Raw genomic sequence first — 16,704 nt, forward strand, 5'->3', positions numbered from 1 at the left:
CGTAATAATTGTAATACGCCTTGTGGTTGTTGGTTCGCTTGCTTTGCGACTGTAGCTTTCACTTACAGAATAGACTATATCTTCACCCTAAATCTATAGGGGCTGGGCACTTCGAACAGCTATTGCTGCCCTACGGATTTCATTGTCATAGCATATGCCTTAGACCGTATATCCTAGTCGTTGAACCTTCTCCAAAGTTTCCTTACAGGAGCTTGGCTGCTGATTATCCATTGTCATATCTCGATTATTTTTTAACATTCACGCTGACCGTTTCCAGTTACGTTGTAGTTGATCGAGCTTTAGGAAGTTCCAGCAATTCACCCAGTGATGCTCTTACCCGTTACCAGGTAAGACGCCCTTCTATCATTATCTCAGAAGTTGTAAAACTCCTTGAGGCATCTGATTTGATTGAGCCAACATTGCTTGTGCTGCTTGAGAAAGAATTGAATTCTTAGTTTGTTCCATCATTTCTTTCGCCATCGTGCGAACATTTACTTTCATAAATGACCAGACTATATCTTCACCCTCTTTAAAAGTAGGGGTCGGGCACTTCGGATTCACAATGCTGATGGACATTGTTTCACCTATGGATTTCATCACCATGAGCTTAGCTTTTAGATGGTCTATCCTAGTCGTTGAACCTTCTCCACTCTTTCGAGACAGGAGCTTGGCTGCTGATTGCCCAATCTCACTTCTTTTCGACCGTTCACGCTTGCCGTTTCCAACTACGTTGTAGGGAAGTAAGTTTTAGGGGTTTCCAGCAATTCACCCGATTATTATCTCTAGCCGTTACCAGCTAGGACGACTGTGCTTGTCACTGCCTAAGCAGCTAAAGCATAATCTACGTCACGGATACGAGATTCCGCAGCAGTTAAGTTTTCAGAAGATGTATTTAAGTTGTTGATTGTGTGCTCTAAACGGTTTTGAGTTGCCCCTAATTTAGATCGTTCAGAAGAAACAGTTTCAATAGCATTATTAATGGCTGTAACAGCATCATTAGCTGTAGATTGAGTAGAAATATCGATACCAGCTTTAGCATTAGCTGCTGTAGTGCCACCATTAAATGAAGCTGCTGTAGCAACATCAACATTAGTAGTTACAGTTATCGTATCATTAACTGAATCCAAATCTGACAGTTTTTTAGTTGCATCCATATTAAAAGTTAATCCAGAAAAATTTCCAGAAGTTACAGATAATGATGTTGCATCTGGGTCAGAAATATTAATATCTTGGGTGTTTCCTTCTGCATCTGTAAGTGTAATTTTTGCAGATGTTGCAGCTGTTGATGCTGAACCCGATTCAGTACCTGCAGATATTTTTAAGTCATTCAAGATTGTATTACCAGTACCTGTTGCATCTACTACTGATACTGAAGATGATGTACCAGTTGTATTTGATCCAATTGATAATACACCTGATCCATCTAAAGATGCGTAATTAATACCAGTTGTACTATTCGCAGCATTAGCAGCAGTATTAATTGCATTTACAACATCCGCTTTTGAAGCATTATCAGCTATAGTAACAGTAAATGATGATCCACCATTAATTTTTAATTCCAAGTCTCCACCTTTAGTTACATTAGCTTCCGCTGCAGCTGTCCCAATTACTGTCCCAGCTGTTGCAGGCTGTGCAGAGTTTGCTGCAGTATATTGTGCAGAAATAACCGCACCATTGACAACTTCAGAACCTAAATTATCATTATCAAAAGTTACAGTATTTATATCACCAGCACTTGTACCTGTTGCAGTAAAAGTATCTCTAGCTACACCCAATGTTTTTGCATCCATTGCATTGATACTAATTGTAAGACTTTGATTAGCATTTGCACCAATTTGGAATTTCACTTCACCATTACCAGCAGAAGTCATTCCACCATTTAAAAGGTTTTGAGTATTAAATTCTGTATTATTTGAAATACGAGTAATTTCTTGTGCCAGTTGATCTACTTCTTTTTGAAGTTCTTTACGATCCGAATCTGTATTTGTATCATTACCCGACTGTACAGCTAATTCACGCATACGTTGAAGAATATCATGTGTTTCACTTAATGCACCTTCAGCAGTTTGAATTAAAGAAATGCCATCTTGAGCATTTTTAGAAGCCATATCTAAACCGCGAATTTGACCACGCATTTTTTCAGAAATTGCTAAACCTGCAGCGTCATCTCCAGCTTTGTTAATACGTAAGCCTGAAGACAATTTCTCCATTGATTTAGATTGAGCAGTAGACGCCGTATTTAATTGACGGTGTGTGTTAAGTGCTGCAATATTGTGATTAATTCTCATTATAATTTCCTCCCTGGAATGTTTGACCCACGTCCTTGTGGGCAAATTTTGTTTTATGTAGAAGAGAAGTTAGCCGGCCGGTCTGGCTTCTCTTGCTGACACTATTATTATCGGACGAACTTTTTTTTGTTTAATAGTTTTCTAATCTTTTTTTCTTTTTTATTTCAACTTATCAAACAGTGATAAATCCTTAATTGCTGCCTCTGTATTCGAATCAGAAATATCCTTTCTCAATTCGCCACGGATTATGTCCACATGCCGTGGTGCGCGGATTCCTACTTTCACCTGGTCGCCTTTCACTTCGGTAATAACGATTTCAATCTCTTCATCAATCCAGATTGTTTCGCCTACTTTCCTTGTTAATACAAGCATGTGTTCATACCTCCTTTTTATTTGTAGCTAACTGATGGCGGATTTCATAATCTTCTTCTAAAATAATTTGTTTTGCTTTTTGGTTTTCGATATTTAATACAATTGGTGCTTTCATATTAACTGTAGATTTTTCCAGCATATCCTTTAAAGACACAATGACAAATACCGCGACATCTCCAGCACTTTTAATATCCAGTGCTTGAATAACCGAGTCTTCCAAGTCAAAGTTATAATTTTTAATTAACGCGTATGGGCTTGTAATAATAAATGCTAGCCCCGCTGTTTTTACGGACTGCAGTACTTGGTACGCACTACCTTCTGACAATGGCAGCTGTATAAATTCCTTCTCGTCTTCAAAACCAGGTAAACCATGCTCAAATTTAATGATTTGGGATGGGTTAATTTCGACTTCCCCCATATAAGCAGTTGTAATTTTCATCGTATTCTCCTTTATATAAGCCAATCAATTTTCAGAGACGGGTATTCCTGCATCTCCACATTCACTTTCCCAGGTGTGTAGTTATGGATTGGCTTGTTTATATTCGTATTATTAATCACCTTTTGTGGTTCTATCTGAATATCTGCCGAACCAGGTGTGAAATTTATTTTGACACTACCGGCTTGGGGGATAAATTTAATTCCTAAGCTTGAATATGGCTGTCTTCCTGTTCTTTTTGCCTGTTCGGCAAGAGGATTGCCACCGTTTTCAATTTTCATGAGCTCGCTGCCTTCTTGTGCTCTTCTTGCCAATCCTTCCATTGCTGTTTGCTTACTGTACTGGGCAACTTCGGCTGTTCGGCTGCGTGAACTCATTAAATCAAGACTTTCTCGCATTTCAACCGAATCAATAGATAGCTCCGACTTCGTTGTACGGATCGACATCTCTGCTTTTGGCTGCTGGATATCCAAATCGGCTTTTGGCTGTTCGATCTGCTGGACCGGTCTTTGTGTCATCAGTCCGATTTGTCCTCTAGTTGTCTGTAATTGAATTTGCGGGATATTCATATTGTCCCTCCCTTTAAAGAAAGCGCTTGGCACAATGTGTCCAAACGCTTTTTCATTATCTTAAAAAATCTGCTAATGTTGGTTGAATAATTTTAGCCCCTACCGATAAGGCAGCACGGTGAATCGATTCCTGTGTAATCATTTGCGTAATCGTTTTTTCATAGTCGATATCTTCATTTTCAGACATACGCTTTGTTGCAATTACTTCCTGTGACTGCAGGCGTGTGTCCATCAATTCCACACGATTTTGAAGTGCACCGATTCCTGCTCTTGTTTCAAGGAGCTTATTCATATTTTTGTCAATCGTTGAAATATGTTCTGCCAGCTCACTGCCTGTTGCACCACCTTCAATCGCTGCGCTGATATCTTCAAACATTTTATCGATATCTTTAAATACATCGATTGGGGTACTATTAATCGGCAACATAATTCCACTGAACACTTCAATTTCAATTGGTTTTGCAAACGCTGGATCGTCTACAAAATTTTTCCCATCAAATGGTGGTGTCGTAGTTTTAGTCCCGCTGAAAATATAGCGGTCACCAATTTTCGTATTCGCTAAGTTTTGAATATGTTCTCTTATCTGCTGAAGTTCACTGTCGATTTTTTTACGGTCATCTACAGTATTAGTATCAGATGAAGCCTGTACCATCAGTTCATTTGCTCGTTGAATTGTTGAACCAATTTTATCGAATGTGTCATCTGTCGTATCAAGCCAGTTATGTGCTTCACCGATATTGCGGACAAATTGCTCCACATTGTTTAGCTCGGCACGGTAGTTGATACCTTTCATAGCAGTAACGGGATCATCTGATGGGCGGTTCACCTTTTTCCCTGTGTTCACCTGCTCCTGCAGTTTCCCCATTTTTTCATAGCTGTTTGATAAATTACGAAGCATATTGCCTGAAAGCATTGATTGTGTAACGCGCATTTCGGTCTACCTCCTATAATCCGGCACGGCCCATGCCGTTGATGATTTTATCGAGTGTTTCGTCGATTACAGTAATCATACGGGCGTTGGCATTATATGCCTGCTGGAATGTAATCATATTTGTCATTTCTTCATCGAGCGATACAGAACTTACCGAGTCACGGCGTTCTTTCACTGCCTGTTGAAGTGTTCCTGCATTATATTCAAGGCGTGCTGCTTGCTGGCCGTCTACACCGAGCTGTCCGATTAAGCCTTCAAAGTATGTTTGGACACTCAGATTATCCAAATCTTCTAACCCAACAAACTTCATATTTGCCAGAAGAAGTGCATTTTTACCGTTCCCCGCTTCTGCATTGCCAATATCTGAATCTGAAGCCGCAATTGTGTTCGGATCTTTTATGATTGTGTCCGATACATAAATATTTTCAGCAGTAATGCCTGGTACTAGCGGATCATTTGAAATAAAGAAGTCTTTTCCCTGATTTCCTTCTAAATCTGTTCCACTTTTATGGATTTCATTGAACTTTTCAGCAAAAGCCTTAGCCATGTCATTTAATTTATTAATCATTTCTGGGAAGAGCCCTGTTGTCTCACCGGTATTGTTTGTATACCCGTAAGAATTGACTAATGATTTAAACTTCCCAAGGTCGCTAATGTCATTGATGTCAACAGTAGTGTCTGTTTGAGACCAGTCAGCCGGGAGTGCGGTATCATTTCCGTCTTTGTCTAATTTCACAAGGGAAATCCCTGTCATATTGCCGACTGGTGTAACGCCATCAACTGCATCATCTGTACGGAACTGGGCATAATCTTTCCCGTCTACGAGTTTAAGCTTTGAGCCATCTTTTAAAATAAGTGAAACGGTAACAGGTCCTTCAGCTATAGCAAGCGAATTCCCGCCTGAACCTTTTTCCGAACGCTTCACTTCAATCGGGAAATGTGTTGCCAGCTCATCTATTAAACTATCACGTGCATCATATAAATCATTCGGCATATACCCATTCGGTTCGATTGTTTGGATTTGCGCATTCAGATCGCCAATTTGCTTCAAAATCGAGTTCGCATCTCTCAATTGAATTCCGATTTCTGCACCAGCATTATCCTGGATTTTTTTAATCGAGCTGTGCATGTAATGGAAAGAATCCGCTACTGCAATCCCCCGCTGCACGACAACCGCACGTGTTCCGCCATTTTCCGGACGAACATTCAGATCCTGCAGGGAATTCCATAACTCATTCATCGATTCTGCCAGACCGTAATCAGATGGCTCATTCAGCACATCTTCCAGTTGACTGATAGAATGAGATCTCGTCTGCCAGTAACCAAGCTTATGCGTTTCCTGTCTGTATTGCTGATCTACGAAACCATCTCGAATCCGCTGTACAGAATGTGCCTGTACCCCCGTTCCGATATGCCCCGCCGATTTACCTGTATTTAAACCCGGACTTGGAAATCCCGGTGTTGTTTCCATATTAACGCGCTGACGCGAATAGCCGTCTGTATTGGCATTTGAAATATTATGTCCTGTTGTGTATAGCGCTGATTGCTGTGTGAACAGACCGCGCTTGCTTGCTTCAAGTCCCATAAATGTTGAACGCATTGCAGGACCTCCCTTTTAAGTGTGTTATATCGAACAAAGTATCAATAAAAAACGCATGTATCACCCCCGCAGCATGCGGAAGCTTACATGCGATTAGGCTTTAAATTCATTGAACGAACGCTTCGTTACTTCTGCATTACCGCGCACTTGTGCACCGGAATAATTGAACTGTTCCGTACGCTGCGGGCGCATTGCATCCAATGTAATGTTAATAAACTGCAATGAGTTCATGACCAATTTCTGATTCAAATCGTTTTGCATCTTTAATTGGTTCAAGAGCGCGATAAGTCGTTCGCGCACACTGACCAATTCTTCTGTGGATTCGCTGTTTTCAGCGGCCGATATCACATCGGCAACAGACGGTGTGTCAGTGAGAGCAATTCCTTTTGCTCGGAGGTAATCCGTTACCATCGACTGACGCTGTTGTTCAAGTGTGTTAATCGCCGCTACATGTGCCTGCTCATTTTTGATGAGCTGATCAAGCTTTTCCATATCACCTTGCTTAATATATTCCGTTTTCGCAAGCGCTAGTTCCAGCAGACTTTTATGCATTTTCTCTAGCTTCTCCAGCGTGACGACAATTGTGGCAATTGACATGTATTTAGCGCTCCCTTACCTGTTAAATTTCTGTGATTAGTCGCGGTAGAATTTCAGCATGTCTTCAGCAACCTGCTTTGCGTCTACTTTGTAGTTTCCAGAATCAATATCTTCCTTAATCTTTTTCACACGCTCTGCACGCTCATTTGCATAGGTCGAATTTGCCTGCATCTCTTTTGCTTTACTTGAAATTTCGATCTGGTCTGCAAATGATTTTTGGGTTTCTGCCGTTTTTACAGCGCGTGCCTGTTTGTTGTACGGATTGACCGCCTGCACACCGATTGGATTTATCTTCATCTTTATAGACCTCCTCTCAAATTAAAAGCTTTTTTGTCTACTATATATTTCGACTGCTTTAGCCGATTGTTTATGCTTTATCGCAAAAACCGGACTTATGTAGTATTTTATTATGCTCATTTTACAAAAAATAAAAACGAAGTCCTATTTAAACGACTTCGTTTTAAACAATTATTTTTTCCCGGAGAGATAAGTTGCGCGATTTTGGCGATCCATCTCTTCTCGGAATTCCTGTGCCGCTTCCAATGTACGCAATTCTGATTTTAATTCATTTTGGCATTTTTCACATAGCTTTCCTGAATTTGTTATACGTCCACAGTTATCACATGGGTAGCCAAGGTTCGGAAACATCGCCGGATGCAGACGTCCTTTTCTTACCCATTTATATAGCAAGTCACGTTCAACCCCCGTTGCTTCTACAATCCGGTCGACATTTGCAGCTCGATTTTCACGCTTACGCAGGAAACGATACACCTCCTGATATTGATCCTCTTCTTTTTGTGCACAGTTATGGCAAACATCCCTCATACCCGTATAGTTAAAAAAACCGTTACATCCTGGGCAATTTCTTAATTCAGCCATTTTAATCTCTCCTCATTCGATTACAATTAAAACTCTTTATGATCTTAATTAAATAATAGGTTCTTTCTTTATCCATGGATTAATGTGAATCCGTCCACTGTTTTTGCGCCCGCTTCGAGCAGAGCCTTTTTCGCATGGTTTAATGTTGTCCCTGTAGTATAAATATCGTCAACTATAAGTAAGTTTTTATCTTTTATTGCAGTAGGGTTGATAACTTCAAATAATTGCGGGGTTTTTAGACGTTCTTCTCTTGTTTTTAATGATTGCAGCTCATTCGAAACCTTGGTTAAATGATGAGCAAACGGAATATTTGCAGCTTTTAGCAATTCATCGATATGTGCGAATGTCCTTAGTCGCAAGTTTTCGGGATGCATTGGAATCGGGATAATGAGGCGGGTTTCATCTTTAAGCTGTTCATGGATGATTTTATTGAATAATTTTGCAAGGAGTATATCGTGAAGAAACTTATAGCGGTGCAAATAATCTTTCATTGCTTCATTATAGTGGAATAAAGATACGACACCTTCTTCCTGTTGCTGCTCGATTCGTTGAAAGCGTTGTTCACAACGAGGGCAAATTGTTTGAGGTAATGTTTTTAGGATCAGCTCTTTCCAGCCAATATTTTGATGGAGTTCGCGATCACATAATAGGCAATTCAGGATTTGCTTATTCATGGCGGTTCATCTCCATTATTTTATTGCGTGCCCGGTCCATTTCCATCGTGATGCCATGGTGGAAAAATACGATATCACCAGTAGGGTACTGTATATTCCGTCCGACTCTTCCGCTAATTTGAATAAGCGCACTCGATGTGAAGACAGGATTTTCCGCTCCGACTACGGCTACCTGGACATTTTTAATGGTGATTCCGCGTTCCAGTATAGTCGTAGTTAATAGACCTTTCCGTTGTTCATTGCGCAATTGCAGAACTTTTTCTTTCCGGTAGGGGTCTTCGGAATGGACACTTACAATAGTAGATTCTATTTTTTGAAACAGCGGTGTTGCTTGTTCCATCATTTCGATTGTAGGGAAGAAAATAAGGAAAGGTTCGTTATATTGAAGTCTTTTGTAGAGCCAGACTTCAAGCTTTTGTGGGATTTTATTTTTCTGAAGTGCCTTTTCGTAATTCCAGAGTGATTGGAACCTCGGAACTGGTAAAGGATGACCATGGAATCTTCTTGCGATAAATGAGTAGCCCCAGTTTTCTTTTCTTTTTTTAAGGAGCAATTTGTTCGACGGAGTGGCTGTAACGAATGCAATCGGGGCATCCGGTTTTTTCGCTTTCAATACGGCACGCTGCAACGCCTCATCATAAGTATACGGAAAGGCATCCGCTTCATCGACAATCATAACGTCAAATGCATGCTCGAACCGGTACAGCTGATGTGTCGTTGCCAGGACAAGTTGCGCGAACTGATTGTTAATTTCTGCCCCGCCGTAAAGTGCATGGATTGTAATATTTTGAAACACTTGCTGAAAACGCGGGTACAATTCCAATACGACATCGGTTCTCGGTGTTGCCACACAGACTCTTTTACCTGCTTTTAGTGAATCGTGTATTGCAGCGAAAAGGATCTCCGTTTTTCCAGCACCACAAACCGCTTCCAAAAGATGATTTCTGTTCTGTGAAATACTATGTGCGAGTTCATTCGCCGCTTTTTGCTGATGAGGGGTAAGGTTGCCGGTCCATGCAAACTGTACTAGCGATTTTGGTTTCGGGGTTTCCGTTCCTTTCCAGAGAATCAATTCATCACAACTGCACATTCGCCCCATCGTAATACAGTGCCGGCAATAGTAACAGATTTTTTGGCACTTCGCACAGTTAAAGGAAACGAATTTATGTGGTCGTTCATTTAGACAACGCCTGCAAGTAAGCTTGGGGGCTGTGATGACAGCGGGGGTTGTTTCAAAATAGCCGTGGTTGATATAGGTATCAATTTTTTGTTGAGGAAATGGTGTGTGATGGCGCGACCAGATTCTACCGGTGAAGAAATTTACGATTGCCGGTTCGGGGATGAGTCCCATGTAGCGGGTATGGGTTGGATAATTGAGTATATTTGAGACAAAGGATTTGAGAAGTCGATAACGTTTGTTTATTAAGGTTGTTGGGAACATAATTTTCGCTCCTTTATTCAATTTTATTTTTAGATGTTGTTGATGATCTTCGAAATTAAATGGACTAATGAAGTAATCGCGGACTATTCTACTTTTAATACGTTAGGTTCTACATTTCCCTGTTTATATTCTACTTTCAGAGACAGACGTTTCACATTTCAATCACGAACTTCTAATATAGAGAGACACTTCTACTTCTTACCCGAAACTTTCTACTTTTCCCCATTTAGCTTCCACTTTTAGCTCAGAACTTTCTACTTTAAGGGGCACAAGTTCTACTTTCCATCCACGAACTTCTAATAACTACAGCCGCTTCTACTTTTCACCCGAAACTTTCTACTTTTCCCCATTTAGCTTCCACTTTCAGCTCAGAACTTTCTACTTTCAGAGGCTCACGTTCTACTTTCCGGCCACGGACTTCTAATAACTATAGCCGCTTCTACTTCTTACCCGAAACTTTCTACTTTTCCCCATTTAGCTTCCACTTTTAGCTCAGAACTTTCTACTTTCAGGGGCACAAGTTCTACTTTCCAGCCACGAACTTCTAATACCGACATCCACTTCTACTTCTTACCCGAAACTTTCTACTTTTCCCCCTTTAGCTTCCACTTTTAGCTCAGAACTTTCTACTTTTAGGGGCACAAGTTCTACTTTCCAGCCATGAACTTCTAATACCAACAGCCGCTTCTACTTTCCCCCGTTTCCGTTCCACTTTCACCTTAAAACTGTCTCCTTTCCGTGAAGAACGTTCCACTTTCCACCCACAAACTTCTAATACCCCTCGCCGTCATCCACCTCCCTCACCCCAAACAAAAAACAGCCACCCTCCCTAAGAAGTAGTAACTGTTAAGCCTAAAACAAAATTATTTCTTAATCCAACCCATCGCCATTGCACCTTCACCTAGGTGTGTGCCGATTACTGGGCCGAAGTAGCTTAGTGTGAAATCGACTGTTGGGTAAGCCGCTTCAAGAGACTTCATCCATTCGCGTGCTTCATCCTCACAGTTGGCGTGAATAACTGTTGCTTGAAGGGCGCCGTGTTTTTCGACTGCTGAAGCTAGTTGCTCTTCTACTCGGCGTAGTGCTTTTTTACGTGTACGGATTTTTTCGAATGGCACGATGACTTTGTTCTGGAATGTTAAAATCGGTTTTACTTGAAGCAATCCGCCAATCAATGCTGCTGCAGCTGATAAACGACCGCCGCGCTGCAGATGCTGCAGATCGTCAACAATAATATAATCATCCATTGTATCTTTCAAATCGTTCAAGTGTGCCATAATTTGCTCGCCTGAAGCGCCTTCCAATGCTAGTTTCGCTGCTTCTTTTACATAGAACCCTTGCAAGTAGGCGGCAACTTCCGAGTCAAATGCGTGAACGTATACACCTTCCACCATTGCGCCCGCTTGGACAGCACCTTGGAAAGTTCCGCTGATTCCGCTTGATAGGTGAATCGTTACAATTTCATCATAATCTTTTCCTAAAGTTTCAAAAAGCTCGACAAATTTTCCGACAGACGGTTGCGTTGTTTTCGGAAACTCCGCTGCACCGCGCACACGGTCGTAAAATTCTGAAGCTGTAATATCGATTTCTTCATCGTAAAATGTTCCTTCAATGTTAACACTTAGAGGAATCATATGGACATTGTACGAATTTCGTTCTTCAAGTGTTAAATAGGCTGTACTATCTGTAACAATTGCTGTTTTCATCGCTCTCCCACTCTCCTATGTTCACTAGTTTACATGAACTCACTATAATTGTGAACGGTAATTTGCCTTTCTTATAGGGAACTCTACACTTTCACACCTTCATCGCTATATGAAAAAAACATCTTGGCATTACTTCGCGCAAGATGTTTTTACTATATATTATAGAAGATAAGTTTTTATTCACTGCCTAAATAATTAAATATATCTCTTTCTCATATTCAAGAATTATTCACTGTCGACCATTCCATTTAACCCTGAAATTTTCCATTGCCCTTCTTCTTTAATAAATAATGTTACTTGCCTTGCTTTACTATGATATTCATTCCCAGTTCCTATTTCTTTAACATCCATACTCATATGTGCATAAATGTGAGCTTCCTTATCATTATATTTAATAATTGTAATGTCTTCCGCACTTCTCTTGACGTCATATTTTTTAAAAGTCTCTAAAGTATTTTTTTTATCTTCTTCGTAATCTAAACCTTTTGCATTTTTAGAAATAGTTTTCATATATCTTTCTATATCTTTATTATTTGATGCTTCAATATATTCATTAAATACATCTAATAATTTCTTCGCTTCTCCTTTAGGGACTCCGGTTGCTTCTTGAATCTTTCCACCCATCATTTCAAAACCTACAGTACCTTCATCGATCGTTTTCTGCAGATTTTCAGGTGAAGCTTCTTGTTCATCCCCGCAAGCTGCTAGTACAAAAACCGAAAGTACAGCTACCAACCATTTTTTCATAATTTTACAACCTCCCGCAAACATTTTAGCACACAATATTGAAAAAACACATCTTGTTCAAACTAGCATGAGATGATGTTTTATACGAATACCATTGAAGACCAGATAATATCTTTATCAAAATAAATTTCGAAATTCGAATTATTTGCTACCGCATTCAAAACATTAGGACGAAACTTGTTCACAGATGTTTCATAGACTACACGGCTAAAACTATTTATTAATCGGAAATAATATGCAAAAATAAAAACAGGGAGACGAAATCGAATCCCTGTTTTAACGCTTAATATGTAATTAACGTACTTCTACCCAGCCGTTTTTGATTGCTGTTACAACTGCTTGTGTACGGTCATTAACATTCATTTTTTGTAAAATACTTGATACATGGTTTTTAACCGTTTTTTCCGAGATGAATAATGTCTCGCCAATTGTACGGTTTGATTGGCCATCTGTTAATAATTGAAGCACTTCACATTCACGCTTCGTTAATAAGTGGAATGGACGGCGGATTTCTGTTTGATGGAAATTACCTTTGTTTTCGTGCTCTGATAGACGACGGAATTCCGCAACTAGATTTTTTGTTACTTTCGGGTGCAGGTAAGAACCACCGTTAGAAACAACTTTGATCGCTTCAACGATTTCATCGGCATCCATTTCTTTCAGCATATAGCCAAGTGCACCTGATTTTAATGCGTGTGTTACATATGATTCGTCATCATGAATTGATAAAACCATTACTTTTGCATCCGGATATACAGCGATTAAATCAGCTGTTGCCTCAACACCGTTTTTACCAGGCATATTAATATCCATTAATACAACATCCGGTTCGTTTTGTTCATATAAGTTAACGATATCTGTGCCGTCATCACCTTCAGCGACAACCTCGAATGTGTCTTCAAAATCTAAAATACGTTTTACCCCTTCACGGAATAATTGGTGATCATCTACAATAATAATTTTCGTCATTTCGAAACCCCCTGGAATTCTGCTATCTTATCTCTTCATCTTTTGTCGGCAATGGAATTTTCATTAAAATCGTTGTTCCTTTACCGATACTGCTGCTAATTTTCAAAGAACCTTTCAGCAGATCAATTCTTTCTTTCATCCCTATAATACCGAAAGATCCTTCACGAGCGCTTTCTGTATCAAATCCAACACCATTATCTTTTACTACAACATTAATTTCGTCACATAACCACTCAAGTTTAACGATAATCAGGTTAGGCTTTCCGTGTTTCAATGCATTGTTTACACTTTCCTGCACTAAACGGAAAACGGCTACCTCATAATCTGAAGGGATTCTGCGCTCGTTATTATATGAAAGGAACTGAATCTCAACACCTGGATTGTATTCCATAATCGTAGATAAATACTTTTTCAATGTTGGATCAATACCTAGGTCATCGAGTGCCATTGGACGTAAATCATAAATAATGCGGCGTACTTCGGATAAGGCGTTGCGAACGCTTATTTTCAAGTCATGAATTTCTTTTAAAGCGGCGTCGGCTCCCTTTTCCCGGAAAGTGCGGTCAATTAAATTTGAACGCATCAGCACATTCGCCATCATTTGTGCAGGCCCATCATGAATTTCACGCGATAAACGCTTTCGTTCTTCTTCCTGGGCTGCGATAATACGTATACCAAAATCCTGTTTGATCTTCGCCTGTTCAAGTGCTGCCCCGACATTTTTCAGATCGGTCGTCAAAAAGTTAATAACAACATTCACTTGGTTCACGATATGATCCGCTCTTTCAATCGTATCATAAAGTGTGCGCAGGCGCCTTTCCAAATCGTCACGCTTATCTCTTAGCTGCTTTTCACGCTCCCGGCAAAGGGAAACTTTTAATTGTAAATTACTTGTATTTTCATAAGCTGCACGTATTTGCTCTTCTGAATGATTATTGAAACTTTTACTTACAACGACTAATCGCTGTCTAGATAATTGAAGCAACTTTTCCAAGTTATCACTTTCATCTATTATAATCTTAATTTCATGACGCACAACTTCCAGCTCTTGTTGCATTTCCTCAAAGTTTCTGCGGCTTTGTTCGCTTATAATAAATACATCATCTTTCGAACTTGTAATAGTTTCCAACATTCGATTAAATATTACATCAAGCGAGGCGATGTCTATTTGATTGTTTTCTAGCACTTTTTCCCCACCTTACTTAGTCAGAATGCGAACTACTCTATCTTTTTACTTTGCAACCTACTATTATAGTACATACATATTATATCATTAGTAAATCATTTTTTAAGTTAAATTATAACCACAAATTTGAAATCAAATTGTAATATTAAGGAGAATCGATAATGAGAAATAACTATATTACTGTAAAAGGTTACGGAGAATCGGAAATCATCATATCAAAATCGCGTTTTTTAACTTATGTCGAACGCGTTGAGACAGAAGAAGAAGCGATTCTCTTTATAGATAAAATAAAAAAGATGCATGCATCGGCTACCCATAACTGCTCCTGCTATATGATCGGGGAACATGACCAGATCCAAAAAGCGAATGATGACGGGGAACCAAGTGGTACTGCAGGCGTCCCTATGTTAGAAGTACTCAAAAAACAAGGTTTAAAAGATACGGTTGTTGTCGTCACTCGCTATTTCGGCGGGATTAAGCTTGGCGGTGGCGGTTTGATCCGCGCCTATAGTAAAGCAACAACAGAAGGTATTACAGCTGCTCAAGTTGTTGAGCGAAAACTGCATTATTTAATGAAAATCGGGATTGATTATGTGTGGTTAGGGAAATTAGAAAATGAGATACGCGGTTCCCACTACCCTCTTCATGATATTCAGTATGCTGAAAATGTAGAAATTTATGTACACGTTTTAAAAGAGGAAGAGCAAACTTTTATTGACTGGATCACTGAGCTGACAAACGGCCAGGCGGTCATTACAAATGAAGACGCGCTTTTTATCGAATTTCCGAAGTAATCGTGTCGAAATATTTGTCATGAGAAAGCACGATATCGTTACTTTACGACAAAAGTAGATTGTAGTATATTAGATAAGATTACAAAGTAGCTATAATATACCAGTTAATATAGTAACCTATCCCTAACCTAGAGGAGAATCTTTATGAAAACAAGGCAAAATAAAAAGAAAGGCTCATCGAAATTCAGATTGTTTCTTAAAGTTTCGATGCTTCTGACTCTTTCGCTCGTAATTTGTGCAACAGCATACGGTGTCTATTTGACGAAGCAAGCCGAACATGCTGCAGACAGTGCATATGAAGTAATCGAGGACCGAGAAATGTCGGACCAGCGAGAAGTAAAAGTTGAGCCTGCCCAAGATAATGTTTCTATTTTAATTTTAGGTGTCGATGATAGTGAAAAGCGCGATCAAGGTGCAGACAATTCCCGCACAGATGCCCTTTTGCTTGCCACTTTAAACAATAAAACAAAAACAGTTAAACTAGTAAGTATTCCACGTGATTCATATGTTTACATCCCTCATATCGGATATAACGATAAAATCAATCATGCGCATGCGCGCGGTGGAACACTTGCTTCAATTGAAACTGTAGAAGAATTATTTGATATTCCAATTGACTATTATTTACGTGTAAACTTTAATGCTTTCATCGATATTGTCGATGCATTAGGCGGCATTGAAGCAGAAGTTCCTTACGCAATGCTTGAAAAAGACGAGTTCGACCGCAATACTGTCAACTTGCAGCCAGGATTGCAAACATTGGGTGGCCGTGAAGCATTGGCCCTTGCCCGTACACGTAAACAGGACAATGATATTGAACGCGGTAAACGCCAACAGGAAATCATTCAGGCAATCGCAACTAAAGCAGCATCATTTACATCCATCTCAAAATACGATGATATTTTATCTGCTGTAGGAAACAATATGAAGACAGATATGACGTTCACTGAAATGAAATCTTTCTTCAGCTATTTAACAAACGGCATGCCTCGAATTGACACATTGACGTTGGAAGGCTATGACGACATGTCAACAGGTGTTTACTATTACAAACTTGATGAAGAAGCGCTTGCAGAAACAAGCCATATCTTAAAAAGTCATTTAGGACTTACTCCGGAATCGACAAATATTTCTGGCACAAGCTCTCAATCAAATTCAGCTTATACAACAAGAACAGATACAGATACACAATAAGATGAGCCAACCTCCGCGAGTGATACGGGGGTTGGTTTTTTATTTGGGGTTTCTACCTATAATAAATGGGTGTTCTACTTTACCCCACGAATTTGCTAATAAAATTGCGGGGTCTACTTCTTCGGATATTCGTTCTACATTTCCATGAGAAGCTTCTACTTTTGCTTCTGAACTTTCTACTTTCTCTTCATTCTGTTCCACTTTCCCCCCGGGAATTTGCTAATAAATTTACGGGTTCTACTTCTTCGAGTATTCGTTCTACATTTCCACGAGGAATTTCTACTTTCGATTCTGAACTTTCTACTTTTACTCCATCCCGGT

At 39.7% G+C, this 16,704-nt stretch carries 19 protein-coding genes; 2 read left to right on the top strand and 17 right to left on the bottom strand.

What is annotated here, in order from left to right; genetic code table 11:
* Positions 1-366 precede the first annotated feature (366 nt).
* The 16 genes from M3166_RS19575 to M3166_RS10555 form a co-directional block, all read right to left on the bottom strand.
* Complete coding sequence (locus M3166_RS19575) at positions 367-603, bottom strand: flagellin (RefSeq protein ID WP_435368067.1); 237 nt, start codon at positions 601-603, stop codon at positions 367-369.
* A gap of 218 nt (positions 604-821) precedes the next feature.
* On the bottom strand, positions 822-2,288 hold the full coding sequence (locus M3166_RS19390; RefSeq protein ID WP_285848818.1) for a flagellin: 1,467 nt from the start codon (positions 2,286-2,288) through the stop codon (positions 822-824).
* Positions 2,289-2,447: 159 nt separating this feature from the next.
* Positions 2,448-2,660 (bottom strand): carbon storage regulator CsrA, encoded by a 213-nt coding sequence (gene csrA, locus M3166_RS10490; protein ID WP_251689771.1) that lies wholly within the window; start codon positions 2,658-2,660, stop codon positions 2,448-2,450.
* 4 nt (positions 2,661-2,664) lie between these two features.
* Complete coding sequence (gene fliW, locus M3166_RS10495; protein WP_251689772.1) at positions 2,665-3,099, bottom strand: flagellar assembly protein FliW; 435 nt, start codon at positions 3,097-3,099, stop codon at positions 2,665-2,667.
* 11 nt (positions 3,100-3,110) lie between these two features.
* Positions 3,111-3,665, bottom strand: coding sequence for a DUF6470 family protein (locus tag M3166_RS10500; protein ID WP_251689773.1), 555 nt, complete (start codon positions 3,663-3,665; stop codon positions 3,111-3,113).
* 55 nt (positions 3,666-3,720) lie between these two features.
* The gene (gene flgL / locus M3166_RS10505; protein ID WP_251689774.1) at positions 3,721-4,596 is read right to left on the bottom strand and encodes a flagellar hook-associated protein FlgL; all 876 of its coding nucleotides are present in this window, start codon (positions 4,594-4,596) and stop codon (positions 3,721-3,723) included.
* Between the two features lie 13 nt (positions 4,597-4,609).
* A complete protein-coding gene (flgK, locus tag M3166_RS10510) occupies positions 4,610-6,196 on the bottom strand; it encodes a flagellar hook-associated protein FlgK (protein WP_251689775.1) in 1,587 nt (528 codons plus the stop codon).
* Positions 6,197-6,289: 93 nt separating this feature from the next.
* Positions 6,290-6,793, bottom strand: a complete 504-nt coding sequence (locus tag M3166_RS10515; protein ID WP_251689776.1) for a flagellar protein FlgN — start codon at positions 6,791-6,793, stop codon at positions 6,290-6,292.
* 36 nt (positions 6,794-6,829) lie between these two features.
* Positions 6,830-7,090: a flagellar biosynthesis anti-sigma factor FlgM gene (gene flgM / locus M3166_RS10520; RefSeq protein ID WP_251689777.1), complete on the bottom strand. Its 261-nt coding sequence runs from the start codon at positions 7,088-7,090 to the stop codon at positions 6,830-6,832.
* 171 nt (positions 7,091-7,261) lie between these two features.
* Complete coding sequence (locus tag M3166_RS10525; RefSeq protein ID WP_251689778.1) at positions 7,262-7,672, bottom strand: TIGR03826 family flagellar region protein; 411 nt, start codon at positions 7,670-7,672, stop codon at positions 7,262-7,264.
* A 68-nt stretch (positions 7,673-7,740) separates the two neighbouring features.
* Complete coding sequence (locus M3166_RS10530; protein WP_251689779.1) at positions 7,741-8,346, bottom strand: ComF family protein; 606 nt, start codon at positions 8,344-8,346, stop codon at positions 7,741-7,743.
* Positions 8,339-9,418, bottom strand: a complete 1,080-nt coding sequence (locus M3166_RS10535) for a DEAD/DEAH box helicase (protein ID WP_353056560.1) — start codon at positions 9,416-9,418, stop codon at positions 8,339-8,341. Before M3166_RS10535 ends, M3166_RS10530 begins: the two co-directional genes overlap by 8 nt.
* Positions 9,419-10,650: 1,232 nt before the next feature.
* Positions 10,651-11,493 (bottom strand): DegV family protein, encoded by an 843-nt coding sequence (locus M3166_RS10540; protein ID WP_251689780.1) that lies wholly within the window; start codon positions 11,491-11,493, stop codon positions 10,651-10,653.
* Between the two features lie 225 nt (positions 11,494-11,718).
* Entirely contained in the window at positions 11,719-12,240 is a 522-nt protein-coding gene (locus M3166_RS10545) for a nuclear transport factor 2 family protein (RefSeq protein ID WP_251689781.1), read from the bottom strand.
* A 294-nt stretch (positions 12,241-12,534) separates the two neighbouring features.
* Positions 12,535-13,209 carry a response regulator gene (locus tag M3166_RS10550; protein WP_008407366.1) on the bottom strand — a complete coding sequence of 225 codons (675 nt, stop codon included), beginning with the start codon at positions 13,207-13,209 and terminating at the stop codon, positions 12,535-12,537.
* A 22-nt stretch (positions 13,210-13,231) separates the two neighbouring features.
* On the bottom strand, positions 13,232-14,395 hold the full coding sequence (locus M3166_RS10555; RefSeq protein WP_087615613.1) for a sensor histidine kinase: 1,164 nt from the start codon (positions 14,393-14,395) through the stop codon (positions 13,232-13,234).
* 161 nt (positions 14,396-14,556) lie between these two features.
* Between M3166_RS10555 and M3166_RS10560 the strand changes: the two genes are divergently transcribed.
* Positions 14,557-15,189, top strand: a complete 633-nt coding sequence (locus M3166_RS10560; protein ID WP_251689782.1) for a YigZ family protein — start codon at positions 14,557-14,559, stop codon at positions 15,187-15,189.
* Between the two features lie 144 nt (positions 15,190-15,333).
* The gene (locus M3166_RS10565) at positions 15,334-16,383 is read left to right on the top strand and encodes an LCP family protein (RefSeq protein ID WP_251689783.1); all 1,050 of its coding nucleotides are present in this window, start codon (positions 15,334-15,336) and stop codon (positions 16,381-16,383) included.
* A gap of 39 nt (positions 16,384-16,422) precedes the next feature.
* Here M3166_RS10565 and M3166_RS10570 read toward each other — a convergent pair whose 3' ends face one another.
* The gene (locus M3166_RS10570; RefSeq protein WP_251689784.1) at positions 16,423-16,584 is read right to left on the bottom strand and encodes a hypothetical protein; all 162 of its coding nucleotides are present in this window, start codon (positions 16,582-16,584) and stop codon (positions 16,423-16,425) included.
* Positions 16,585-16,704 lie beyond the last annotated feature (120 nt).

Source organism: Solibacillus isronensis, assembly GCF_023715405.1.
In the GTDB taxonomy this organism is placed as follows: Bacteria; Bacillota; Bacilli; order Bacillales_A; family Planococcaceae; genus Solibacillus; species Solibacillus isronensis_B.